The sequence below is a fragment of the Aeromonas sp. Y318-3 genome, from assembly GCF_027706185.1.
Lineage (GTDB): Bacteria > Pseudomonadota > Gammaproteobacteria > Enterobacterales > Aeromonadaceae > Aeromonas > Aeromonas veronii.
Genome location: NZ_JAPDCN010000020.1, coordinates 23,881 through 47,876 on the forward strand (window position 1 = coordinate 23,881; position 23,996 = coordinate 47,876).

Genomic DNA, 23,996 nt, shown 5'->3' on the forward strand with positions numbered 1-23,996 from the left:
TAATAATATGGCGCAACAAGGCACTCTCTATATCATCTCTTCTCCGAGCGGCGCGGGTAAATCCAGTCTGCTCAATGCCTTGCTGACCCAACATAACACTGCGGGCAAGATGCAGCTGTCGGTTTCCCACACCACGCGCGCCACCCGCCCGGGCGAAGAGCACGGCGTACACTACCACTTCGTTCAGGTGGAAGAGTTCAAGGCGCTGATCGAGCGTGGTGATTTTCTGGAGTGGGCCGAAGTGTTCGGCAACTACTACGGCACCTCCCGCGCCGCCATCGAAGCCTGTCTGGCGCAGGGGATCGACGTATTCCTCGACATCGACTGGCAAGGTGCCCGCCAGATCCGCGAGCAGATGCCGACCAAATCCATTTTCATCCTGCCCCCCAGCCGCGAAGAGCTGGAACGCCGCCTGATTGGGCGCGGTCAGGACAGCGCCGAAGTGATTGCCGGCCGGATGGCGAAAGCCATTGCCGAAATGGTGCACTACGACGAGTATGACTATGTCATTATCAATGAAGACTTCGAGCAGGCGCTGTTCCAGCTCAGGTCCATTATTGAGTGCCAACGGCTGGAGATGCGTCACCAGCAACAGGCTCAAAAAAACTTGCTGCAACAGCTACTGGCAGAGTAAGCCAAAAACAAGTAAACTTTTGCGTCATTTTTAAACACTGCTTTTCTAAATACAGAAAGCCCAAACACTGGAGTCCTGCATGGCACGCGTTACTGTAGAAGATGCTGTAAAACAGGTAGGTAACCGTTTTGACCTGGTGCTGGTCGCCGCGCGCCGCGCTCGTCAAATCGCGGTACAAGGCAAAGATCCCCTGGTCGACGAAGAGAACGACAAGCCGACTGTGATCGCCCTGCGTGAGATCGAGCTGGGTCTGGTGAACAATCAAGTGATGGACACCCAGGACCGCTACGAACAGCAAGAGCAGGAAGCCGCCGAGCTGGCTGCCGTTGCTGCCATCGCCGAAGGCCGCGGTTAAGTTATTCCTCCGGTTGGCACCCGCCCGGGTGCCGACTGTTCATCCCCATTTACAACCGCTCGAAAACCTCGCAAACTCAGGGCTATACCCTCAATTCCACGAATTGCCGTTTCACCGCTGCGGGGACTGTCTTGTATTTATTTGAAAACCTTAAAGAAATAGCCAGTTCCTACCTGCCACCAGAGCAGGTTGAGAAGCTCAAGCAAGCCTATGTGGTGGCCCGTGATGCCCACCAGGGCCAGATGCGTTCCAGTGGCGAACCCTACATCACCCACCCTGTTGCCGTTGCCCGAATCCTGGGTGACATGCGCCTCGATCATGAAACCCTGATGGCTGCCGTGCTGCACGACGTCATCGAAGACACCTCTGTCACCAAGGCCGATCTGGCCGAACAATTCGGCAATGCGGTTGCAGAACTGGTGGCCGGGGTCTCCAAGCTCGACAAGCTGAAATTTCGCGATCGCAAAGAGGCGCAGGCCGAGAACTTCCGCAAGATGGTGATGGCAATGACCCAAGATATCCGGGTCATTCTGATCAAGCTGGCCGACCGCACCCACAACATGCGCACCCTGGGCTCCCTGCGCCCTGACAAACGCCGCCGCATCGCCCGGGAAACCCTCGAAATCTTCGCCCCCATCGCCAACCGCCTCGGTATTCACACCATGAAGAACGAGCTGGAAGAGCTGGGTTTCGAGGCGCTCTATCCGATGCGATCCCGCGTATTGCGCGAATCGGTGCGCCGCGCCCGTGGCAATCGCCGCGAGATCATCGACTCCATCCAGAGCGAAATCAGCGGTCGCCTGAAAGAAGCGGGGATCGAGCATCAGGTCAGTGGCCGCGAGAAGAATCTGTTCTCCATCTACAACAAGATGGAGAAAAAAGAGCTGCAATTTCATGAGGTAATGGATATCTACGCCTTTCGTGTCAAGGTGAAGGACATAGATACCTGTTACCGGGTGCTGGGACAGATGCACAGCCTCTACAAGCCGCGCCCCGGCCGCTTCAAAGATTACATCGCCATCCCCAAGACCAACGGCTACCAGTCGCTGCATACCTCGCTGGTGGGGCCGCACGGGGTACCGGTGGAGGTGCAAATTCGCACCGAGTTCATGGATCAGATGGCCGACAAAGGGGTTGCCGCCCACTGGGCCTACAAGCAGGATGGCGACAGCTCGGGCACTACCGCCCAGATCCGCGCCCAGCGCTGGATGCAGAGCCTGCTGGAATTGCAGCAGAGCGCCGGCAGCTCGTTTGAATTCATCGAAGGGGTCAAAACCGACCTGTTCCCCGACGAGATCTACGTGTTCACGCCGGAAGGACGCATCATGGAGCTGCCCGCTGGCGCCACGCCGGTGGATTTCGCCTACACGGTGCACACCGACATCGGCCACGCCTGCGTTGGTTCACGGGTCGACCGCCACCCCTACCCGCTCAGCAGCCCGCTGCACTCGGGTCAGACGGTGGAGATCATCACTGCACCGGGGGCTCGCCCCAACGCGGCCTGGCTCAACTTCGTGGTGACCACCAAGGCGCGCTCCAAGATCCGCCAGTTCCTCAAGAACCTGCGCACCGAAGAGTCGGTGGTGCTGGGTCGCCGCCTGCTCAACCATGCGCTGGGCGCCAAGAATATCGAAGACATCCCCGAGCCGCGCATCAAGCAGGTGCTCGCCGATACCAAGCATGAGAACCTGCAGGGGCTGCTGGCCGATGTGGGCCTCGGCAACGCCATGAGTGTCATGGTGGCGCGCCGCATGCTGGGAGATGAACTGCCGCCGGAAGAGCAACCCAAGTCCAGCAGCAAGAAGATGCCGATCAAGGGTGCCGATGGCATGCTGGTCACCTTCGCCAACTGCTGCCGTCCGATCCCGGGAGATGCCATCATCGCCCACATCAGCCCGGGCAAGGGTCTGGTGATCCATCAGGAAGCCTGTCGCAACATCAAGGGCTACAGCAAGGAGCCGGACAAGTACCTGCCGGTGCAGTGGGAAGTGGATAAGGAGCAGGAACAGGAGTTCCGCACCGGCATCAGCATCGAGATCGTCAACCATCAGGGTGCGCTGGCCGAGCTGGCCAACGTGATTGCCGCCACCGGCGCCAATATTCACGCCATCAGCACCGAAGAGAAGGATGGCCGGGTCTATCAGGTCAGCCTGCTCATCACCACCAAGAGCCGCATCCACCTGGCCAACATCATGCGCAAGATCCGCGTGATGCCCAACGTGCTCAAGGTGAGCCGACAGAAGAACTGAACACAGGCGGCGCAAGCCGCCTGCTGCTTTTATAGAGACAAGCCATGACCCCCGAACGCTTCAAGCGCATCACCGACATGCTGGCCCAGCGTCAGCTCGATTTGACCGTCTGTATGGAAGAGGTCCATAAACCTCACAATCTGGCCGCCATCGTGCGTACCGCCGATGCCATCGGCATCCACCGGGTACACGCCGTCTGGCCCAAAACCTGGATCCACAAGCGCAAGGGCACCGCCCGCGGCAGCCAGAACTGGGTGGATGTAAAACTGCACCCGGATATCGGCACAGCCGTTGCAGAGCTGAAAGCCTCCGGCATGCAGATCCTGGCGACCCACCTCTCCGACAGCTCGGTCGATTTTCGCGCCATTGACTACACCAAACCAACCGCCATTCTGGTGGGTCAGGAGAAGCACGGCATCGGTGAAGAGGCGCTGGCCCTGGCCGATCACCATATCGTCATCCCCATGGTGGGCATGGTGCAGTCCCTCAACGTCTCGGTGGCTGCCGCCGCCATCCTCTACGAGGCGCAGCGCCAGCGCGAGCTGGCCGGTTGCTATCAACGCGGCTGCCCGCTCACGCTGGAGGAGCAAAACAGCATCCTGTTCGAGGGGGGTTATCCTATCTATGCCCAGCTCTGCAAAGAGAAAGAGATGCCCTACCCCCAGCTCGGCCCGGCCGGTGAAATTCTGGCGGACGAAGAGTGGTGGCAACGGATGCAGCTGACCCGCAAAGGGTGGGCGCAGCAGAGCGAACAGGACGATCCGCAGGAGGAGTGATGGATAACCCTTTTGGCAGCTGGCTGGAATCGCAAATCATCCGGGATCACCTGACCAACCCGAACATAGAGGCCGGCGACTACAGCTACTACTCCGGCTACTACCACGGCAAGCCGTTCGAGGATCACTGCGTCCGCTACCTGCTCGGCGATGGCTCGACCCGCGACACCTGGGAGAGCGGCCTCTGGGGCGAGGTGGACCGGCTGATCATCGGCAAATTCTGCTCCATCGGCTCGGGCGCCACCTTCATGTTGGCGGGCAATCAGGGCCACCGGCTGGATTGGGTCTCCACCTTCCCGTTCAATCCCGACACCTTTGGCGAAGGGGCCCGCAGCGGCTTTCTGCGCAAGGGGGACACCCGGATTGGCAACGATGTCTGGATCGGCTCGGAAGCGATGATCATGCCCGGCATCACCATAGGTGATGGCGCCGTCATCGCCACCCGCGCCGTGGTGACCAAAGATGTGGCCCCTTACACCATAGTCGGCGGCAACCCGGCCCAGCCGATCCGCCGTCGCTTCAGTGATGAGCAGATCCTCATGCTGCAAGAGATGCAGTGGTGGGACTGGCCCCTGCCCCGCTTGCAAGCCAGCATGGTGCTGCTTTGCTCGGAGGATATCACCGCCCTTTATCACCATTGGCAACAGGAGTGTGCCTGATGAAACCCCTCTCTCTTTCCCTGTTGGCCCTGACCCTGTTTTCTGCCGGAGCCCTTGCCGTGACCAATACCTATCAGCTCACCAGCGAAGCCGATGTACCCAGCCTCTACCAGCAAACCCTGCCCGACTTCTGGCGCCAGCATGCGGTGGAAGGAGAGTTCAAGGGCAAGGATGGGGTGACCATCCGCTATGCTGCGCTGCGGCAAGCCAAGGTTGATCGCGCCATCCTGATCGTCAATGGCCGGGTCGAGAGCTACCTCAAGTATCAGGAGCTGGCGTGGGATCTCTGGCGTCAGGGCTACAGCCTCTACCTTATCGACCATCGCGGTCAGGGGATGTCCGACCGGATGCTGAATGACCCGCAGAAGGGATATGTCGACCAGTTCGACGATTATGTGGTCGATCTCAAGCAGTTTCACGACCAGATCATCATGGCGGACCAGCCTGCCAAGCTGTTCCTGCTGGCCCATTCCATGGGCGGAGCCATCTCGGCCCGCTATCTGGAACGCTGGCCCGATGATATCAAGGCGGCCGTGCTCTCCTCCCCCATGCTGGGCATCAATCTCGGCGGTCTGCCCAAGTGGCTGGCCAAGGGATTGGCTAGCACCATAGGCACGGTCGGCGGTTGGATTGGTGAGCCTCCCTACGGCCCCGGCCAGGGCGCCTATCAAGATCACGGCTTTGCCGATAACGAACTGACTCACAGCCAGCCCCGCTATCAAGCCTTCCGCCAAATCTACGAGCAGCACCCGCAGATCAAGCTGGGTGGCGCGACCGCGCACTGGATTTATCAGGGGATCACCGGTGCCGATGCCGCCATTGCCGATGCGGGCGCCATCAAAACCCCGCTGCTGGTGCTGCAAGCTGGCAACGACAGCGTGGTGGACAATGCCGCGCAGGATCGCTTCTGCACCATGGCCAAGTGCGAAGGGGGCAAACCGCTGCGGATCGAGGGGGCCTGGCACGAGCTGTTTATCGAATCCGATGACAAGCGCCAGCCCGCCCTGACCGCGATGGTCGACTTTTTCGCCCGCTTCTGAGCTGGCTATTTTTTGTAACCCTAAATAAATGGGGTGACAGTGCGGGCTAAGGTAAACTGCCCCTGTTTTCAATCGATGCCGAGGTAATGATGTTCAAGGTAGTTGTATCCGATCTCGATGGCACTCTGCTCAACAAGCAGCACCAGATCTCTCCCCGTACCCGGGATACCCTGCACCGCCTGGTAGAACAAGGTGTGAAATTCGTGGTCGCCACCGGCCGTCATCACGTTGACGTTCGCAGCTTCCGCGATGCGCTGGGGATGGACATCTACCTTATTACTTCCAATGGCGCCGTGGTCCATGACAAACAGGATCAGCTGATTTTCAACCAGCCGCTGCCGACCGAGATCGCCGCCGAACTGATTGCGCTGGAGCGCGACCCCTCTATCCACCTCAATGTCTATCAGGGTGATGACTGGGTGGTGGAAGAAGAGCTGCCCTGGCTGCTGCAGTTCCACGACGAGTCAGGGTTCACCTACCGCCTGGTCGATGACCTGAAACAGGAACCGAAAGAGCAGATCAACAAGGTGTTCTACATCGGCGACCACGAGAAGCTGCTGAAGATCGAGGCGCACCTCAACCAGCGCTATGGCGATCAGCTCAACGTCACCTTCTCCCTGCCGGACTGCCTCGAAGTGATGCACGCCGGGGTACACAAGGGCAATGCTGTGCGAGCCGTGCTGGAGCAGAACGGGTTCGACATGTCGGAGGCGATCGCCTTCGGCGATGGCATGAACGACTTCGAGATGCTGACCATGGTGGGACGCGGCATCGTGATGGGCAACGCCCATGATCGCCTGAAAATGGCGCTGCCGGAGTATGAGCAGACCCTCACCTCTGACGAAGATGGCGTCGCCGTCTATCTGGAGAAACTGTTCGAGCTGGAGAGCGTCAGCGCCGCCTGATCCTCTTCATCCCGACATCCGATTCAGCAAAGCCTCACCATGTGAGGCTTTGTTTTTTCAGGGTCTCCAGCCAGGGATTGGGCCGCTGCCAGCTGAAGCTCTGGTTCGCTCCGCCGTAGCATTCAGCCAGCCGCAGCGGCGTGCCGGGGGTATGGCGTCTCCCAGCCACATCGAGGCAGCGGGAGACCTTGCTGTTGAACAGCCTGTCTTTCTGCCACTCCCACTGCGCCTGACCGTCACAGGGTGCCAGCATCACTTCGCTGTCGTTTTTGGCTTGCAAACAGAGATCCTGCAGGCGCAACTCACCCAGATCCCACTCGAACAGTTGATCGTCTTTTCCGCTGCAAGGTTGTGCCAACACCTTCTGTTGGGACACCGCAACGCAAAAATCACCGCTGGTCAGCAAGGGGGAGAGAGAGCGCTCCTCCTGCGGTTGTGATGCAATGGAGCCCATCATCACATCGGTGGATGGCGGCTTGATGGTACAGCCACCCAGCAGCAAGGCAGCCAGCAGGGCGGGAGAGCAAGCAAAGGAAATTTTGTTATTCATGGAAAAATGCCTGAAATGGGCCGATGACATCCGGTTGTCAGTGACTCGAGGCTGAAGCATAACCGAAAGGCAGGGCGCGCTGCCCAAATAGAGTGTAAACAGACGTAACAGGGAGAGAGTACTGGCCCAGCGGAGGCCAGAAAGCAAAAAACCCCGCCGAAGCGAGGTTTTTCTAAATGTGGTCGGTGATAAAGGATTCGAACCTTTGACCCTCTGGTCCCAAACCAGATGCGCTACCGGACTGCGCTAATCACCGAGGCTATTTCTTTCAAAATAGTTTACTTCAAAAAAACAAAGACGACCTGATGGTCATCCTCGTCATACAGCAAGTATGGTGCGAAGAGAGGGACTCGAACCCTCACACCCGGGGGGCACTAACACCTGAAGCTAGCGCGTCTACCAATTCCGCCACCTTCGCGTACCTGACAAGCTGTAAAATGGGGTGGCTGATGGGGCTCGAACCCACGACAACCGGAATCACAATCCGGGACTCTACCAACTGAGCTACAGCCACCACAGCTGTTTTCGTTCCACAACAACGCCCGTTTAACCGACGCACTTTTGATGGTGCGCCCGACAGGATTCGAACCTGTGACCTCTGCCTCCGGAGGGCAGCGCTCTATCCAGCTGAGCTACGGGCGCTACGCTGTCGAACGGGGCGCATTATTAATGATGGTTGCTGGTTTGTCTACACTTTTCTGTCACCGAAACACTGTTCGTTGTTTTTTCAAGCACATTGCGCACTTTTCTTCCTCTATTCCCCTGCTGACAGCCGAAAAGGGGCAGATCGCAGTCGCAAATCACCTTGCTGCCTTGACTTGATTTGATGCCCATCTAGAATGAATGAACGTTCATTCAATCGAAAGTCACACTGATGATTCTGGATAAAAAAGAGAGCATCTTCAACGCGGCCCATGAGGTGCTGGGTGAACGGGGTTTTCATGGTCTGTCGATTGCGGAAGTCGCCAAGAAGGCCAATGTTGCCACCGGCACCATCTATCGTTACTTCGGCGACAAGGATGATCTGATCCGGCAACTGCACCAGCACACTATCTTGCAGTGTGTGCCCATGGTCATGGCCGATGTAGCAATCGATAAAGTTTCATTTCAACAATTTCGCCAATTATGGCTCAATATTCATGCCATTTTTGTTAACGAACCCAACGCTATCCGGTGCAAATTGCAGTACGAGAGCTCTCCGCTAGGGGCAGAATTGGAGACCAATCCTGTCATTCTGGCTGCCTGGGAGCCTCTGGACCGATTTTTTGAACAGGGCGTTGAACAAGGATTGTTTATTGATTTACCGATACGGGCACTCCAGGTGTTGAGTCTGGACAGTGTCATGCATCTGGCCCTGCAGTGCAGGGTTCACAACATCACGCTGACCGAATCGCAGTTGGAAACCGCGATCCGGGCCAGCTGGAATGCCATTTTATCCCCCATTCTTTCCACCTCAGGAGCCTGTTCATGAAAAAGTGGATGGCCATTATGTTGCTGATAGCGATCGCCTTGTTTGGCAGCGTCATCGGCTTCAATTTGTTCAAACAGAAGATGATTGCCCAATACATGGCCAACCGGCCGGAACCCGAATTCCCCGTCACCGCTATGGTGACCAAGGCGCAGGATTGGGTACCGACCATCGAAGCGATCGGCTTCATCGAGCCGAATCAGGGGGTGACCCTCTCCACCGAACTGGCAGGTACCATTGACGCCATCACCTTCGAATCAGGCAAACCGGTCAAGGCTGACCAGCTGCTGCTGAGCCTGGACTCCACCGTGGAGCGGGCCAATCTGCGCGCCTCCCAGGCCAAGCTGCCAGCGGCAAAAGCCAAGTTCGATCGTTTCCAGAACCTCTACAAGACCAGCTCCATCTCCAAAGAGCAGCTGGATGAAGCCGAAGCGGCCTATCGCTCGCTGGAAGCAGATATCGAGAGTCTGAAGGCGACCATTGCCCGTCGTGAAGTCCGTGCGCCCTTTAGCGGCGTGGTCGGCCTGCGCAATGTGTTCCTCGGTCAGTATCTGCAGCCGGGCACAGATATCGTGCGCCTGGAAGATACCAGCGTGATGCGCCTGCGCTTCACCGTGCCCCAGACCGATATCTCCAAAATCAAGCTGGGCCAGACCATCAAGATCAATGTGGATGCCTATCCGCAAACCCAGTTTGACGGTCATATCACCGCCATCGAACCTGCGGTCAACTTCCAGAGCGGCCTGATCCAGGTACAGGCAGACATTCCGAACAACGACGGTCAGCTGCGTTCCGGTATGTTCGCCCGCGCCAGCATCATTCTGCCGACGGTGAAAGATCAGATCGTGATCCCGCAGAGCGCTATCTCCTTCACCCTTTACGGTCAGAACGTCTACGTGCTCAAAGAGGGCGAAGAGACCGACAAAGAGGGTAACAAGGTGAAAGTGCTGCGAGCCAAGCAGGTTGTGGTCAAGGCCGGTGAGCGCCGTGGCAACGATGTGCATGTGCTCTCCGGCATCCAGGCCGGTGACCAGATCGTACTGTCGGGTCAGGTTCGCCTGAGCAACGACACCAAGGTGCATGTGGTCGAGAACGACGCCCTGGCCGTTCCGGCACAAACCCCGATGCTGTAAGCGCGGAGATCTGCGATGCGATTTACTGACATATTTATAAAACGGCCTGTGCTGGCGATCTCGCTCAGCTTCCTGATCGCCTTGCTGGGCTTTCAGGCCATCTTCAAGATGCAGGTACGGGAATACCCCGAGGTGACCAACACGGTGATCACCGTCAGCACTGGCTACTATGGCGCCAGTTCTGATCTGATCCAGGGGTTCATCACCCAGCCGCTGGAACAGGCGGTCGCGCAAGCCGACAACATCGACTTCATGACCTCCTCCAGCCAGCTGGGCAGCTCCACCATCACTGCGTACATGAAGCTCAACACCGACCCCAACGCCGCGCTGTCCGACATCCTGGCGAAGGTGAACTCGGTGCGATCCCAGTTGCCGAAAGAGGCGGAAGACCCGTCGGTCACCTCCTCCACCGGTTCAACCACGGCGGTGCTCTACCTCGGCTTTACCAGCCCGGAGCTCAATTCCAGCCAGATCACCGACTATCTGGAGCGGGTTATCAAGCCGCAGCTCTTTACCGTGGGCGGGGTCTCCAAGGTTGATCTCTACGGTGGTGTCGAGTTTGCCCTGCGGGTATGGCTGGATCCGGCCAAGATGGCGGCCTTCAACCTGACTGCCAGTGACGTGATGACGGTGCTCAACAGCAACAACTATCAGTCCGCGACAGGTCAGGCGACCGGTTACTTTACCCTGTTCAACGGCAACGCCGAGACCCAGGTCAAGGACGTCGACGAGCTGAAGCGTCTGGTGGTTGCTACCCGTGACGGCAAGGTGATCCGCCTTTCCGACATTGCCAAGGTGACCCTCGAGAAGAGCCACGACATCTATCGCGCCAGCGCCAACGGACGCGAAGCCGTGGTCATGGCGGTCAACGCCGCGCCGACAGCCAACCCCATCAACATCGCCCACGATGTGCTGGCGTTGCTGCCGAGCCTTGAGCGCAACATGCCGAGCACCATGCGTCTCAACGTGATGTATGACTCCACCGTGGCGATCAACGAGTCCATCCACGAGGTTATCAAGACCATCCTGGAGGCTGCCGCCATCGTTCTGGTGGTCATCACCCTGTTCCTCGGTTCGTTCCGCGCGGTCATCATCCCGATCATCACTATTCCGCTCAGTCTTATCGGCGTGGTGATGATGATGGATATGTTCGGCTTCTCGATAAACCTGATGACTCTGCTGGCGATGGTGCTGGCGATCGGTCTGGTGGTGGATGACGCCATCGTGGTGCTGGAGAACGTCGACCGCCATATCAAGGAGGGGGAAGAACCGTTCCGGGCCGCCATTATCGGTACCCGTGAAATTGCGGTGCCGGTTATCGCCATGACGGTTACTCTGGCGGCGGTATACGCGCCTATAGCCCTGATGGGGGGCATCACAGGCTCCCTGTTCAAGGAGTTTGCCCTGACGCTGGCTGGCGCCGTGTTCGTCTCGGGCATCATCGCCCTGACTCTGTCACCGATGATGTGTTCCAAGATGCTCAAGGCCAACGAGAAGCCGGGCAAATTCGAGAGCACAGTCCACCACCTGCTGGAGCGGATGACCGATCGCTACGACAGCATGCTGCACGCCGTGATGAAAAAGCGCCCCGTCATCGTGGTGTTCGCCGTCATCGTCTTCGCCAGCCTGCCGCTGCTGTTCAAGTTCATCCCGAGCGAACTGGCACCGTCAGAGGACAAGGGGGTAATGGCCGTGCTGGGTACCGCACCGTCCAACGCCAACCTGGACTACATCGAAAACACCATGGCGGATGTGAACAAGATCCTGGACGACCAGCCCGAGATCGCCTTCTCCCAGGTCTTCTCAGGGGTGTTCAACGCCAACCAGGCGTTCGGTATCGCCTCCATGGTGCCCTGGAGCCAGCGTGAAGCGAGCCAGAAAGAGGTGCTGGACCGGGTCGCCAATCTGGTGAAAGACATCCCGGGCATGGCCATCACCACCTTCCAGTTCCCGGAACTGCCGGGTGCATCGAGTGGTCTGCCGATCCAGTTCGTCATCACCACCCCGAACAGCTTCGAAAGCCTGTTCCTGGTGGCCGGGGAAATTCTGGCAGCGGCGCAGAGTAACGGTCAGTTCGTCTATTCGGATCTCGATCTGAACTACGACTCCGCCACCATGAAGATCCGCATCGACAAGGACAAGGCGGGTGCCTACGGCATCACCATGCAGGATATCGGAATCACCATGGGCACCATGATGGCGGACGGTTACGTCAACCGTATCGACCTGGATGGCCGCTCCTACGAGGTGATCCCGCAGGTCGAGCGCAAGTACCGTCTCAATCCGGAGTCCATCAAGGGCTATTACGTGCGGGCAGCAGACGGCAAGTCGATCCCGCTCGGCAGCCTGATCACCATTGAAGTGGTTGGCGAGCCCCGCGCCCTACCCCACTTCAACCAGCTGAACTCCGCCACCATAGGCGCCGTTCCGGCTCCGGGCGTGGCCATGGGTGATGCGATCAACTGGTTCCAGACCACCGCTGACGAGAAGCTGCCGCAAGGCTATCGTTACGACTTCATGGGTGAAGCCCGTCAGTTTGTCACCGAAGGCAATGCGCTCTATGCCACCTTCGCGCTGGCACTGGCCATCATCTTCCTGGTGCTGGCAATCCAGTTCGAGTCGGTGCGTGATCCGCTGGTCATCATGGTCTCTGTACCGCTTGCCATCAGCGGGGCCTTGATTGCCCTGGCATGGGGTATGGCGACCATGAACATCTACTCCCAGGTGGGCCTCATCACCCTGGTGGGTCTGATTACCAAGCACGGTATCCTGATCTGTGAAGTAGCTAAGGAAGAGCAGCTGCTGCGCGGCATGAACCGGATGGAAGCCGTGATGCAAGCCGCCAAGGTTCGTCTGCGCCCGATTCTGATGACCACGGCGGCCATGATTGCCGGTCTGATCCCGCTGCTCTACGCCGCAGGCGCCGGTGCGGCACAGCGTTTCAGTATCGGTATCGTCATCGTGGCAGGTCTTGCCATCGGTACCCTGTTCACCCTGTTCGTGCTGCCGGTGATATACACCTATCTGGCTTCCGAGCACAAACCCTTGCCGGTATTCGATGAAACCATTCCGCCCAAAGCAAACGGCGGACATTAATCATCAATCACATGCAAAGGCCCCGATACGGGGCCTTTTTTATGCTTCGCAGGAAAGACGACATAAGTGCATGAAGCAGTTAAACTAAAAAACACCACATCCAGACCGCAAGGACGCCATGTCAGGACTCTTCACCAAGACCGCCAGGGCCGTAGGCCGCAACGGACTCTCATATCGCCTGCTCTCCTACATTCTGGTCTGCAGTACCGTATTGGCGATGATCATTACGGCGCTGCAACTCGCGTGGGATTACCGCAAGGATGTCGCCGTCATCGAAGACAGCATCGGCCAGATCGAGGCCTCGTTCCTGCAACCCATCGCAGCCAGCTTGTGGAACCTGGATGAAGAGCAGGTTAAAGTGCAAATTGAAGGGATCATGAACCTGCCCAACATGCAGTTCGTGATGGTCAAGGAGATGCTCGGCAACTCCGAAGTCCCGCTGCTGACCCAGGGGGTCGAGCGGGAAAGCTATGATATCTCGCGCGAATTCAACCTCACCTATCAGGGTGAAATCGTCGGCAAGCTGTTCGTTGCCGCCTCTCTCGAGCAGATCTACCAGCGCCTCATCGAAAAATCGGTGCTGATCATGGTCAGCCAGACCATCAAGACCCTGGTGGTCTCATTTTGCATCCTGATCATCATTTACTATCTGGTGGTCAGGCACATCAACCGCATCGCCAACTACGCCCAAAAGTTCAACCTCGATCGGCTCGACATGGCGCTGGAGCTGGAAGGCCGCCCGCAGCCACGCAAGAAACCCGATGAGCTGGATACCCTGGTCTCCACCCTCAACCAGATGCGTACCCGACTGCGTGACGAGCTGGTTGCTCGCCATCAGGCGGTGGAACAGCTGCAAAAGGAGCGGGACTTCTCTGCCACCCTGATCAACTCCGCCAACATGGTCATCTGCTGCATGGAGCCGGATTTGACCATCGCCAGCATCAACCCGGCAGCCATACTGCTGACCGGCTACCACCAGCAAGAATTGTTGCAGCACAACTGGCTGGATCTCTTTGTCAGTCCGGCACAGCGGGAAGAGCTGAACGATATTCTGGCAGCGGAAGGTTCACTATCAGACAAAGAGGTCATCATGCATGACCAGCAGGCCCATGAGCTGGTACTGCAATGGACCTTCGTCCCCTTCTACGATGGCCCCAACCTCAAATACCAGATCGGCTTCGGCTACGACATCACCCAGCTGAAAAAGGTCGAGCGGGAGATAATCCAGCTCAACGAACAGCTGGAAGGCAAGGTGGTGGAACGTACCCGCAGCCTGAGTGAAGCCAACAACCAGCTGGGCAAGGCGTACGATGACCTGAAACAGGCCCAGCAGACCCTGGTGGAGTCGGAGAAGATGGCCTCCCTCGGCTCGCTGGTAGCCGGGGTGGCACACGAGATCAACACTCCGATCGGCATCAGCGTGACCGCCTCCTCCTACCTGCAGGAGCGGGTCGCCGACTTCAAGTCCCATATCGACTCCAAGCAGCTGTCGCGCTCCTATCTCAACGAGTTCACCATCAACCTCGACGAGTCGATGCAACTGCTGCAGAGCAACCTGCGGCGCGCCTCCGAGCTGATTGCCAGCTTCAAGCAGGTAGCGGTCGACCAGTCATCGGAAGCGCGCTACAACTTTAGCCTTGCCGACAACCTGCATCAGGTGGTGGTCTCGCTTGGCCACAAACTGAAGAAGAGCCAGTGCGAAGTGGATATCCAGTGCGATCCCAAGCTGTCTATCTTCTCCTTCCCGGGCAGTTTTACCCAGATCTACTCGAACCTGATCCTCAACTCCATCAACCACGGGTTCGACAACTGGGACAAACCGAAGAAGATCACCATCAAGGTGGAACAGCAGGGAGAAGAGCTGTTTATCGACTACTCGGACAACGGCCGCGGCATCCCGCCCGAAATCTTGCCGCGCATCTTCGATCCCTTCGTCACCTCCAAGCGGGGTCAGGGCGGCAGCGGTCTTGGCACCCACATCATCTACAACCTGGTGGTGCAACTGCTGAAAGGCCGTATCAGCTGTGCCAGCGAACCGGGCCAGGGCGCCCAGTTCCATATTCGCCTGCCGATCCAACATAACTGAGCGCTGGCTCTTGTGAGCCAGCCGCTTTATCCCCATCATGCTGTGATTGCATTCTTAATGAGCGGAGAACCTCGCAATGGCACAGCATTTTGACTATATCGCCATCGGCGGCGGCAGCGGCGGTATTGCGTCTGCCAACCGGGCTGCCATGTACGGTAAGAAAGTTGCCCTGATTGAAGCCAAAGAGTTGGGTGGAACCTGCGTCAACGTAGGCTGCGTACCGAAGAAGGCCATGTGGTATGCAGGTCAGATCGCTGATGCCCTGAAATATGGCGCCGACTACGGCTTTGACACCACCCTCAACCACTTCAACTGGGCCAAGCTGGTCGAGTCCCGCCAGGCCTACATCGGCCGCATTCACCAGTCCTATCAGAACGTACTGGGCAAGAACCAGATCACCGTCATCAAGGGCTTCGCCCGCTTCGTCAGCAGCAACACCATCGAGGTCAATGGCGAGCACTACACGGCTGATCACATCCTGATCGCCACCGGTGGCCGCCCGGAAATTCCAGCGATCCCGGGAGCCGAGCTGGGTATCGACTCCGACGGTTTCTTTGACCTGCAAAGCCAACCCAAGCGGGTTGCCGTAGTTGGCGCGGGCTACATCGCAGTCGAGATCGCCGGGGTGATGCAGGCACTCGGCTCAGAGACCCATCTGGTGGTGCGCAAGCACGCGCCGCTGCGCAACTTCGACCCCATGATCCACGAGACTCTGGTCGAAATCATGGCGCAGGAAGGGCCCAAGCTGCACACCCACGCCATTCCCAAAGCCGTGCTCAAGAACGCTGACAACAGCCTGACCCTGCAACTGGAAGATGGTCGCCACCTCACCGTCGACTGCCTGATCTGGGCCATCGGCCGGGTACCGGCTACCGACAACCTCAATCTGGCTGCCGCAGGCATCGCGCTGGACGAGAAGGGCTTTATCCCGACCGACAAGTTCCAGAACACTTCCGTCGCCAACATCTATGCAGTGGGTGACAACACGGGTCGCATCCAGCTCACCCCGGTGGCCGTCGCTGCGGGCCGTCGCCTCTCCGAGCGGCTGTTCAACAACAAGCCGAACGAGCACCTCAACTACGATCTGGTGCCGACCGTGGTGTTCAGCCACCCGCCCATCGGCACCATCGGCCTGACCGAACCGGAAGCCATCGCCCAATACGGCGAGGACCAGGTGAAGGTCTACCGCAGCCAGTTCACCGCCATGTACTCTGCGCTGACCCAGCATCGCCAGCCCACCCGGATGAAGCTGGTCTGCGTCGGCCCGGAAGAGAAGGTGGTCGGTCTGCATGGCATCGGCTTTGCGATGGACGAGATCCTGCAAGGTTTCGGCGTCGCCATGAAGATGGGCGCCACCAAGGCAGATTTCGACAACTGCGTGGCTATCCATCCGACCAGTGCTGAAGAGTTCGTCACTATGCGCTAAGGACAGATGAAGTTGGCCTGTCACGAGCAGCCGGCGTCTACAGCCATGTAATCCCTTCATCCAAACCCGGCTCAGGCCGGGTTTTTTGATCCCTCCTCGCCATTTCTCTCGCAGATCCGTCGTTCTTTACGCCGATTTTACGCCTGCCACATGGCGCTTTATGGCGCCTTTACGCCTGTTTTACATACCCTTTTCAGCGTCAATGACACCAACAGAGTCGATATGGTCTTACATCGGCTCTCGCAGCTAATTATCTCAATGGAGTCGATATGAATTGGCTATATCTGCTGCTCGTCCTCGCCTTGATGGCCTATCTGATGCGCGCACTCACGCGCAGTCACGAGTGAGGGACTACCTATATGCAGCAAGAAATTATCTACCCGGTGGCCAGCAAACTGCCGAGCCTCGTGAGCAATCCAATGCGTGCCCTGACGCGCCGTGACCACGAGTGAGGAACTAGAACATGTGGCAAGAAATAATCTATCCGGTGGCCTTCGTGCTGCTGGTTCTGCTACCAGCACCGCTGCTGGGCAACTACATCTACCGGGTATTTGAAGGCAAAATCCGCTGGTTGGCACCGGTCGAGCGCGCCACGCTGGCTTGCTGTGGCACCGATGGACGGGAGCAGGACTGGAAGTCCTACGCCCTCAGCCTGCTGGCCTTCAACGGCGCCGGTTTCGGTCTGCTGTTCCTGATCCTGATGGCTCAGGGGTTGCTGCCCCTCAACCCGCAACAACTGCCGGGTCTGAGCTGGCAACTGGCATTCAACACCGCGGTCAGCTTTATGACCAACACCAACTGGCAAGCCTATTCCGGTGAGGCCAGCCTCTCCTACTTCAGCCAGATGGTGGGCCTGACCACCCAGAACTTCGTCTCCGCAGGGACGGGCGCCGCCGTCGCCATTGCCCTGTTCCGCGGTATCGCCCGTCAGCAGACCATCAACCTTGGCAACTTCTGGCAGGATCTGGTGCGTTTCTGCCTCTATGTGCTGCTGCCCATCGCGCTGATCATGGCGCTGGTGCTGGTATGGCAAGGTGTGCCGCAAAGCCTCTCCGCCTATCTGTCGTTCCACGGTGTGGAAGGTCAGGAGCAGCTGCTGCCCCTCGGCCCGGCGGCCTCGCAGATCGCCATCAAGCAGCTTGGCTCCAACGGCGGCGGCTTCTTCGGCATCAACTCGGCACATCCGTTCGAGAACCCGACAGCCCTCTCCAACTGGCTGGAGATGGTCGCCCTGCTCACCATCGCCGCCGCCATGGTCTTTACTCTGGGCCGCTATGTGAAGGACATGGCCCACAGCCGCGCCATTCTCGGTGCCATGACCCTCATGCTGGTGCTGGGGCTCTTCGTCTCCCTCTCCCAGGAGCTGAAACCGGATCCCGCCCTCGCCCAGCTCACTACTGACGCCAGCAACATGGCTGGCAACTGGGAAGGCAAGGAGAGCCGCTTCGGCCCTGTGCTCTCCAGCATCTGGGAAGTGGCGACTACTGCCGCCTCCAACGGTGCCGTCAACGCCATGCACGACAGCTTTACTCCGCTCGGCGGCATGGTGGGCATGATCAACATGCTGCTGGGTGAGGTCATCTTCGGCGGGGTCGGCTCCGGTATCTACGGCATGATGCTGTTCGTGCTTCTGACCGTGTTCCTGTGCGGCCTGATGGTGGGACGTACCCCGACCTATCTGGGCAAACGCCTCGGCATCACCGAAATGAAGTGGGTCGTCGCCAGCATGCTGGTCATGCCGGTGGGGGTTTTGGTGATCGGTGGTGTCACCCTGCTGATGCCGGATGCCAGCAGCATCATCGGCCATGATGGCCCGCACGGTCTGTCACGCCTCATCTATGCCTATGCCTCGGCTGCCGGCAACAACGGCTCCGCCTTCGCCGGTTTTGCCGCCGGTGACAACTGGCAGTGCATCGCCATCGGTCTGGCCATGCTGCTCGGTCGCTTCGGCTACATCATTCCGGTACTGGCCATCGCCGGTCAGCTGGCCCGCGCGCCCCGTCAGGAGACGAGCGTAGGGGACTTCCCCATCAGCGGCCCGCTGTTCGTTACCCTGCTGATCATCACCGTCCTGCTGATAGGTGGCCTCTCCTTCCTGCCGGTGCTGGCACTGGGCCCGGTGGCCGAACATCTGAGTCTGATCGGAGGTGCATTCTGATGAACCAGACCCTTTCGATCACCATCCGGATGCCAATGGCCAACTATCTGATGCTGGGAGCTTTCCAATGAGCAAGTCCACTGCAATGAGCACCGACACCATGTTGGTGAAGGGCAAAAAACAGAAATCACAGATCATCCAGGCAATGGTTGAGGCCCTCTATCGCTTCAATCCCAAGGCGCTGTTTGGCAGCCCCATCCTGTTCACCCTCTGGCTGGCCGCAGTCATGGCGACCGTGGAGTCCCTGCTGGGGCAGCCTTTCTCCGGCGTCGCCCCCTCGCTGGCCTGGCAGCTGACCGCCTGGCTCTGGCTGACCCTCTGGTTTGCCAACTTCGCGGAAACCCTGGCCGAGGGGCGCGGCAAGGCCCGCGCCGACAGCCTGAAAGCGGGCATGAGCCAGCTCAAGGCCCGCCGGGTGGCTAACGCAAAAGATGGTCAGGGCGAATGGGTACCCGCCACCAGCCTGATGAAGGGGGATCTGGTGCTGGTACGCAGCGGCGAGATGATCCCGGCCGACGGCGAAGTGGTCGCTGGTATCGCCTCGGTCAACGAGGCCGCCATCACCGGCGAATCCGCCCCCGTCATCCGCGAGTCGGGTACCGACCGCAGCGGCGTGACCGGCAACACGACGGTCGTCTCCGACGAGATCTGGGTGCGCGTCAGCAACAATCCGGGCGAGAGCACGCTGGATCGGATGATTGCACTGGTGGAAGGGGCCAAGCGCCAGAAGACCCCCAACGAGATGGCGCTCGACGCCCTGCTGGTGGGCTTGACCCTGATCTTCCTGCTGGTAGTCGCCACCCTGCCCTGGTTCCTCGACTACAACGGCACCCAGGTACCGCGCCTCTACCTGATTGCCCTCTTTATCACCCTGATCCCGACCACCATCGGCGGCCTGCTCTCAGCCATCGGTATTGCCGGTATGGATCGACTGGTGAAGCTGAACGTCATCGCCAAGTCTGGCCGTGCCGTCGAAGCGGCCGGTGACGTGCGCACCCTGCTGTTGGACAAGACCGGCACCATCACCTTCGGCAACCGGATGGCCGACGAGTTGATCCCGGCACCGGGTGTCGACCCCGCCCTGCTGGCACAAGCCGCCATGCTGGCCTCGCTGGGTGACAACACCCCGGAGGGCAAATCCATCCTGACTCTGGCCAGCAAGAGCATGGCCAAGCCGAGTCAGCTGGAGAGCGACAAGGTGATCCCCTTCAGCGCCGAAACCCGGCTGAGCGGACTGGATCGCAACGGTCATCAATATCGCAAGGGTGCGGTGGATGCCGTGTTGAACTACCTCAGCCTCGACCGCAAGGCGGTGCCGGAGCTGGTGCTCAAGTCAGTCGACAGCATCGCCCGTCAGGGTGGGACTCCGCTGCTGGTCTGCACTCAGGAGAAACTGCTGGGGGTGGTCTACCTCAAGGACATCATCAAGCCCGGTATCAAGGCTCGCTTCCAGATCCTGCGCCATATGGGGATCCGTACCGTGATGATCACCGGAGACAACCCGAAAACCGCCGCCGCCATCGCCGCCGAAGCCGGGGTGGATGACTTCATCGCCGAAGCGACGCCGGAGAAGAAGCTCGCCTATATCCGGCAGGAGCAGGCCGATGGTCGCCTGGTCGCCATGTGCGGTGACGGCGCCAACGATGCGCCCGCACTGGCGCAGGCTGACGTGGGGCTGGCCATGAATGAGGGTACCCAGGCTGCCAAGGAGGCGGGCAATCTGGTGGATCTCGACTCCAACCCCACCAAGCTGCTGGACGTGGTGCTGGTCGGCAAACAGCTGCTGGTGACCCGTGGCGCCCTGACCACCTTCTCCATCGCCAACGACGTGGCCAAGTACTTCGCCATCCTGCCAGCCCTGTTCATCGCCGCCTACCCGCAACTGGGGGCACTGAACCTGATGCAGCTGGGCAGCCCGCAGAGCGCCATCCTGTCGGCCATCATCTTCAACGCCCTGATCATTGTGGCGCTGGTGCCGCTGGCGCTGCGCGGTGTCGACCTGAAAGGCTCGGCCGCCAGCCTGCTGCGCCGCAACCTGCTGATCTACGGTGTCGGTGGCCTGCTGGTGCCGTTTATTGGCATCAAGCTGATCGACCTGGTCATTACCGGCCTGGGTCTGGTGTAACGACATAACCGGGATGCGGGTCAGACCCGCATCCCCTGCCATCCATTTGGAGCAAGAGAATCATGATAGCAATCAGAACCCTGTTGACCCTGACCCTGCTGCTGGGAGTGGGTTATCCGCTGGCGGTGACCGGGCTGGCCCAACTGCTGTTCCCCTGGCAGGCCAACGGCAGCCAGCTCACCGACAGCAAGCAGCAACTCATCGGCAGCGCCCTGCTGGGGCAGAGATTCGAGCGGGCTGACTACTTCCATCCCCGCCCCTCAGCCAGCGATTTCAACACCATTGGCGGCAGCGCCAGCAATCTGGGGATGAGCTCACCGCTGCGGGCAGAGTTTGCCGAACAGGTGGCCAAGGCACAGCCTGGAACCCGCTCCCCCGCCATGCTGACCCGCTCCGCCTCCGGCCTCGATCCCCATCTGCCGCTGGATGCGGTGCTGGCTCAGGTCGACCGCGTCGCCAAAGAACGTGGACTGGATCCCGCCCAACTGACGGAGCAGGTCAAGTCGGCCACACAAGCTGGTATCCTTGGCCCGCAGGTGGTCAACATTCTCCAGCTGAATCTGCAACTGGATCATAAAAAGGGCGCCTGATGGCGCCCATTCCGGTTTGGTGATGACCTCGATTTTCGAAACGGGCGGTTGGCTCGATAGGGATAACAATGGCTGATGTAGCAAGCGCTGACGCCCTGCTGGCGAGTCTGATGCAGGAGCATGGGGATGCGTGATGAGGTAAGGGCCGACGCCCTGCTGGCGAGCCTGGAACAGGAGCACAAGGGCAAGCTGAAGGTGTTTCTCGGGGCCGCTCCCGGCGTGGGAAAGACCTACGCCATGCTGCAGGCTGTGCGGGAACAGGCCAAAGAGGGGGTCGACATCCTGATCGGCGTGGTGGAGACCCACGGCCGGCAGGAGACGCTGGCCCTGCTCGACAAGCTCGCCATCATGCCGCGCAAGATCCACATGCACCGCCAGCAGCGACTGGAGGAGATGGATCTCGACGGCCTGCTCGCCCGCAAACCGGCCATCGCCGTGGTGGACGAGCTGGCCCACAGCAACGCCCCCGGCAGCCGCCACGAGAAGCGCTGGCAGGATGTGGAGGAGCTGCTCAACGCCGGGATCGACGTCTACACCACCCTCAACGTGCAGCATCTGGAGAGTCTCAACGATCTGGTGTGGCAGCTGACCGGGGTCAGGGTGAAAGAGACCCTGCCCGATCAGGTGCTGCTGGAAGCCGATAGTCTGGTGCTGATCGACCTGCCCCCCAAGGAGCTGCTCGGCCGCCTCAAGGAGGGCAAGGTCTATGTGCCCCATCAGGCCAAGGCGGCACTGCAATCCTTCTTCTCCCTCAACAACCTCACCGCATTGCGGGAGCTGGCGATGCAGACCGCCGCCAGCCATGTGGAGGGCGATCTGCAACTGCAGTGGCAGGCAGCAGGCAAGAGTACCTTGCCGCTGCGGGGCAAGCTGATGGTCTGCCTCGGCGACCTGCACGGCTCGGCGCTGGTGCGCTACGGCCACCGCTTTGCCCAGCGCCGTCAGCTCCCGTGGCTGGTGGTGCATGTCGACAGCAATGGCCGCCGCTCGGCCGATGTGGAGCAGGCGCTGGCGCTCGCCTCCCACCTCGGTGCCAAGGTGCTGACGCTATCAAGCCCGGCGGTCGCCAACACCCTGCTGGAGACCGCCGAACAGCTGCAGGTCTCCCAACTGCTGCTCGGCAAACCCCACAAGGCGCCATGGCGTCGCTCGCTGGTGCAACACCTGCTCAAACAGGCGCAGGGGCTCGAAATCACGCTGGTCGATACCGAGAAGCAGAAGCCCGAAGTGGGGATGCGCGTCCCGACCCCGAAGGATATACACCACAGCCTGCTGGCAGTGGTGATCATGGGGATCACCTCGGCCGCCGCCTGGGGACTCTCCTACTGGCTGCCACCAGCAGCGTTGCCGCTCATCTTTGTACTGGGGGTGCTGGCGACTGCCCTCACCACCAGTCTGGTGCCCGCCACACTGGCGGCGGTGCTGGGCTTTATCGCCCACAATCTGCTCTTCACCGCCCCCTACTTCTCCCTGAGCGTCGCCAACCACAGCGACCTGCTCACCCTGTTTGTGCTGCTTATCGTCGGTATGACGGCGGGACGCCTCGCCTCCCGCCAGCGGCAACAGCTGATCGGTCTGCGCGAGACCCAGCAGCTGGGCAATGCCCTGCTCTCCCTCAGTCAGGGGCTGGCCACCGCCAGCAGCCCGGAGGAGGTGCTCAGACAAGGTGCCCAGGCCATTGCACTGGCGCTAGGCCAGCCGACCGTGGTGATTGACAAGGAGTTCAATGATCGGCTCGGCAACGAGAAGCACAGGCCCGGCCAGACCGACAAGGCGGCCATCGACTGGTGTCTGGCCCAGAAGCAGAGCGCCGGGGCCCACACTGCGACCCTCAATGCCGCCGAGGCCCAGTATCACCACCTCAACGATGATCTGGTGATCGGCATAACGCTGGCCAATCCGCTCTCCTCCTCTGCCGAACACCAGCTGCAGGCGCTGCTCACCGACATTCGCGCCGCGCTGGCGCGGATCGACCTCAACGAGCGGCTGGCCGATAGCCAGCTACAGGCGGAGACCGACCGGATGCGCGCGGCCCTGCTCTCCTCGGTCTCCCACGATTTGAAGACGCCACTGGCGACCATCATGGGGGCAGGCAGCACTCTGCTGGAATATGGTGACCGGATCCCCGCCGAAGACCGTGACGAACTGCTCCACTCGGTGCAGGAGGAGGCGCGCCGCCTGCACAGCTATGTGCAGAATCTGCTGGATATGACCCGCATCGGCTCCCCCGACTTCCAGCTGAAACGGGACTGGGTCGATCTGGCGGATCTGGTGGAGAGCGCCCGCAAGCGACTCGACTCCTCCTGGCGCCAGCACAAGCTGCTGGTCCATTTCGATCAGCATGTGCCCCAGCTCTATGTCCATGGCGCCCTGATCGAGCAGGTGCTGGTCAACATCCTCGACAACGCCTCCCGCTACTCGCCGGCAGGCACCCCCATCGAGTTCAAGGTGATGGTGGCCGAGCCCGACCTCATCATCGACATCATCGATATCGGGGTCGGTATCGCCGAGTCGGATCGGGAGAAGATCTTCAATCTCTTCTACACCCAGCCGGTGGGCGATTGCGGCAGCCGTGGCACCGGGCTTGGCCTCGCCATTTCCCGCGCTATGATAGAGGCCCACGGCGGCAAGATTTGGGCCTTCTCCGGCCCCAATGGCAACGGAACCTGCATGCGCATCTCCCTGCCGCTCGCCCTCAATTCACCGGAGGTCTGATGGCTGACCGCCAGATCGGGTCAATCAGCCC

The 23,996-nt window shown here is 59.8% G+C and carries 17 protein-coding genes and 4 tRNA genes; 16 read left to right on the top strand and 5 right to left on the bottom strand.

The annotated features are described in order from the left end of the window. The first annotated feature begins 7 nt into the window (after nucleotides 1–7). The 7 genes from gmk to OKB77_RS20870 all read left to right on the top strand — a co-directional run bounded on the left by gmk (nucleotide 8) and on the right by OKB77_RS20870 (nucleotide 6,618). A complete protein-coding gene (gene gmk, locus OKB77_RS20840) occupies nucleotides 8–634 on the top strand; it encodes a guanylate kinase (protein WP_270818434.1) in 627 nt (208 codons plus the stop codon). A 79-nt stretch (nucleotides 635–713) separates the two neighbouring features. Beyond that, nucleotides 714–989 carry a DNA-directed RNA polymerase subunit omega gene (gene rpoZ, locus OKB77_RS20845; protein ID WP_005307060.1) on the top strand — a complete coding sequence of 92 codons (276 nt, stop codon included), beginning with the start codon at nucleotides 714–716 and terminating at the stop codon, nucleotides 987–989. Nucleotides 990–1,120: 131 nt separating this feature from the next. Next, nucleotides 1,121–3,238, top strand: coding sequence for a bifunctional GTP diphosphokinase/guanosine-3',5'-bis pyrophosphate 3'-pyrophosphohydrolase (gene spoT / locus OKB77_RS20850; RefSeq protein ID WP_019446267.1), 2,118 nt, complete (start codon nucleotides 1,121–1,123; stop codon nucleotides 3,236–3,238). A 44-nt stretch (nucleotides 3,239–3,282) separates the two neighbouring features. Then, nucleotides 3,283–4,014, top strand: a complete 732-nt coding sequence (gene trmH / locus OKB77_RS20855) for a tRNA (guanosine(18)-2'-O)-methyltransferase TrmH (RefSeq protein ID WP_021230464.1) — start codon at nucleotides 3,283–3,285, stop codon at nucleotides 4,012–4,014. Beyond that, nucleotides 4,014–4,673: a CatB-related O-acetyltransferase gene (locus OKB77_RS20860; RefSeq protein ID WP_270818437.1), complete on the top strand. Its 660-nt coding sequence runs from the start codon at nucleotides 4,014–4,016 to the stop codon at nucleotides 4,671–4,673. Before trmH ends, OKB77_RS20860 begins: the two co-directional genes overlap by 1 nt. Continuing rightward, nucleotides 4,673–5,713 carry an alpha/beta fold hydrolase gene (locus tag OKB77_RS20865; protein WP_270818439.1) on the top strand — a complete coding sequence of 347 codons (1,041 nt, stop codon included), beginning with the start codon at nucleotides 4,673–4,675 and terminating at the stop codon, nucleotides 5,711–5,713. The genes OKB77_RS20860 and OKB77_RS20865 overlap by 1 nt, the downstream gene beginning before the upstream one ends. An 89-nt stretch (nucleotides 5,714–5,802) precedes the next feature. Continuing rightward, nucleotides 5,803–6,618, top strand: a complete 816-nt coding sequence (locus OKB77_RS20870) for a Cof-type HAD-IIB family hydrolase (RefSeq protein ID WP_005339262.1) — start codon at nucleotides 5,803–5,805, stop codon at nucleotides 6,616–6,618. Between the two features lie 34 nt (nucleotides 6,619–6,652). Here the strand turns inward: OKB77_RS20870 and OKB77_RS20875 are convergent, their stop codons facing one another. The 5 genes from OKB77_RS20875 to OKB77_RS20895 all read right to left on the bottom strand — a co-directional run bounded on the left by OKB77_RS20875 (nucleotide 6,653) and on the right by OKB77_RS20895 (nucleotide 7,810). Further along, a complete protein-coding gene (locus OKB77_RS20875) occupies nucleotides 6,653–7,168 on the bottom strand; it encodes a ricin-type beta-trefoil lectin domain protein (protein WP_005339265.1) in 516 nt (171 codons plus the stop codon). A gap of 179 nt (nucleotides 7,169–7,347) precedes the next feature. Further along, a tRNA-Pro gene (locus OKB77_RS20880) sits at nucleotides 7,348–7,424 on the bottom strand. Between the two features lie 76 nt (nucleotides 7,425–7,500). Further along, nucleotides 7,501–7,586, bottom strand: a tRNA-Leu gene (locus OKB77_RS20885). 20 nt (nucleotides 7,587–7,606) lie between these two features. Then, nucleotides 7,607–7,682 (bottom strand) — tRNA-His (locus tag OKB77_RS20890). A 51-nt stretch (nucleotides 7,683–7,733) separates the two neighbouring features. Beyond that, nucleotides 7,734–7,810, bottom strand: a tRNA-Arg gene (locus OKB77_RS20895). A gap of 232 nt (nucleotides 7,811–8,042) precedes the next feature. Here OKB77_RS20895 and OKB77_RS20900 point away from each other — a divergent pair. The 9 genes from OKB77_RS20900 (at nucleotide 8,043) to OKB77_RS20940 (ending at nucleotide 23,965) form a co-directional block, all read left to right on the top strand. Further along, the gene (locus OKB77_RS20900) at nucleotides 8,043–8,639 is read left to right on the top strand and encodes a TetR/AcrR family transcriptional regulator (protein ID WP_201954387.1); all 597 of its coding nucleotides are present in this window, start codon (nucleotides 8,043–8,045) and stop codon (nucleotides 8,637–8,639) included. Continuing rightward, nucleotides 8,636–9,769 carry an efflux RND transporter periplasmic adaptor subunit gene (locus OKB77_RS20905; RefSeq protein WP_005339268.1) on the top strand — a complete coding sequence of 378 codons (1,134 nt, stop codon included), beginning with the start codon at nucleotides 8,636–8,638 and terminating at the stop codon, nucleotides 9,767–9,769. Before OKB77_RS20900 ends, OKB77_RS20905 begins: the two co-directional genes overlap by 4 nt. 15 nt (nucleotides 9,770–9,784) lie before the next feature. After that, nucleotides 9,785–12,865: a multidrug efflux RND transporter permease subunit gene (locus OKB77_RS20910; RefSeq protein WP_150390013.1), complete on the top strand. Its 3,081-nt coding sequence runs from the start codon at nucleotides 9,785–9,787 to the stop codon at nucleotides 12,863–12,865. Nucleotides 12,866–12,983: 118 nt separating this feature from the next. Continuing rightward, nucleotides 12,984–14,951: an ATP-binding protein gene (locus tag OKB77_RS20915; RefSeq protein ID WP_064341118.1), complete on the top strand. Its 1,968-nt coding sequence runs from the start codon at nucleotides 12,984–12,986 to the stop codon at nucleotides 14,949–14,951. Between the two features lie 76 nt (nucleotides 14,952–15,027). Continuing rightward, nucleotides 15,028–16,377 (top strand): glutathione-disulfide reductase, encoded by a 1,350-nt coding sequence (gene gorA, locus OKB77_RS20920; protein ID WP_064339089.1) that lies wholly within the window; start codon nucleotides 15,028–15,030, stop codon nucleotides 16,375–16,377. A 463-nt stretch (nucleotides 16,378–16,840) separates the two neighbouring features. Further along, on the top strand, nucleotides 16,841–18,535 hold the full coding sequence (gene kdpA / locus OKB77_RS20925) for a potassium-transporting ATPase subunit KdpA (RefSeq protein WP_013723346.1): 1,695 nt from the start codon (nucleotides 16,841–16,843) through the stop codon (nucleotides 18,533–18,535). Nucleotides 18,536–18,602: 67 nt separating this feature from the next. Beyond that, nucleotides 18,603–20,660 (top strand): potassium-transporting ATPase subunit KdpB, encoded by a 2,058-nt coding sequence (kdpB, locus tag OKB77_RS20930; protein ID WP_047439857.1) that lies wholly within the window; start codon nucleotides 18,603–18,605, stop codon nucleotides 20,658–20,660. Nucleotides 20,661–20,722: 62 nt separating this feature from the next. Next, nucleotides 20,723–21,250 carry a potassium-transporting ATPase subunit C gene (locus OKB77_RS20935; RefSeq protein ID WP_199428004.1) on the top strand — a complete coding sequence of 176 codons (528 nt, stop codon included), beginning with the start codon at nucleotides 20,723–20,725 and terminating at the stop codon, nucleotides 21,248–21,250. Between the two features lie 126 nt (nucleotides 21,251–21,376). Then, nucleotides 21,377–23,965, top strand: coding sequence for a sensor histidine kinase (locus tag OKB77_RS20940; RefSeq protein WP_270818447.1), 2,589 nt, complete (start codon nucleotides 21,377–21,379; stop codon nucleotides 23,963–23,965). Nucleotides 23,966–23,996: the final 31 nt, after the last annotated feature.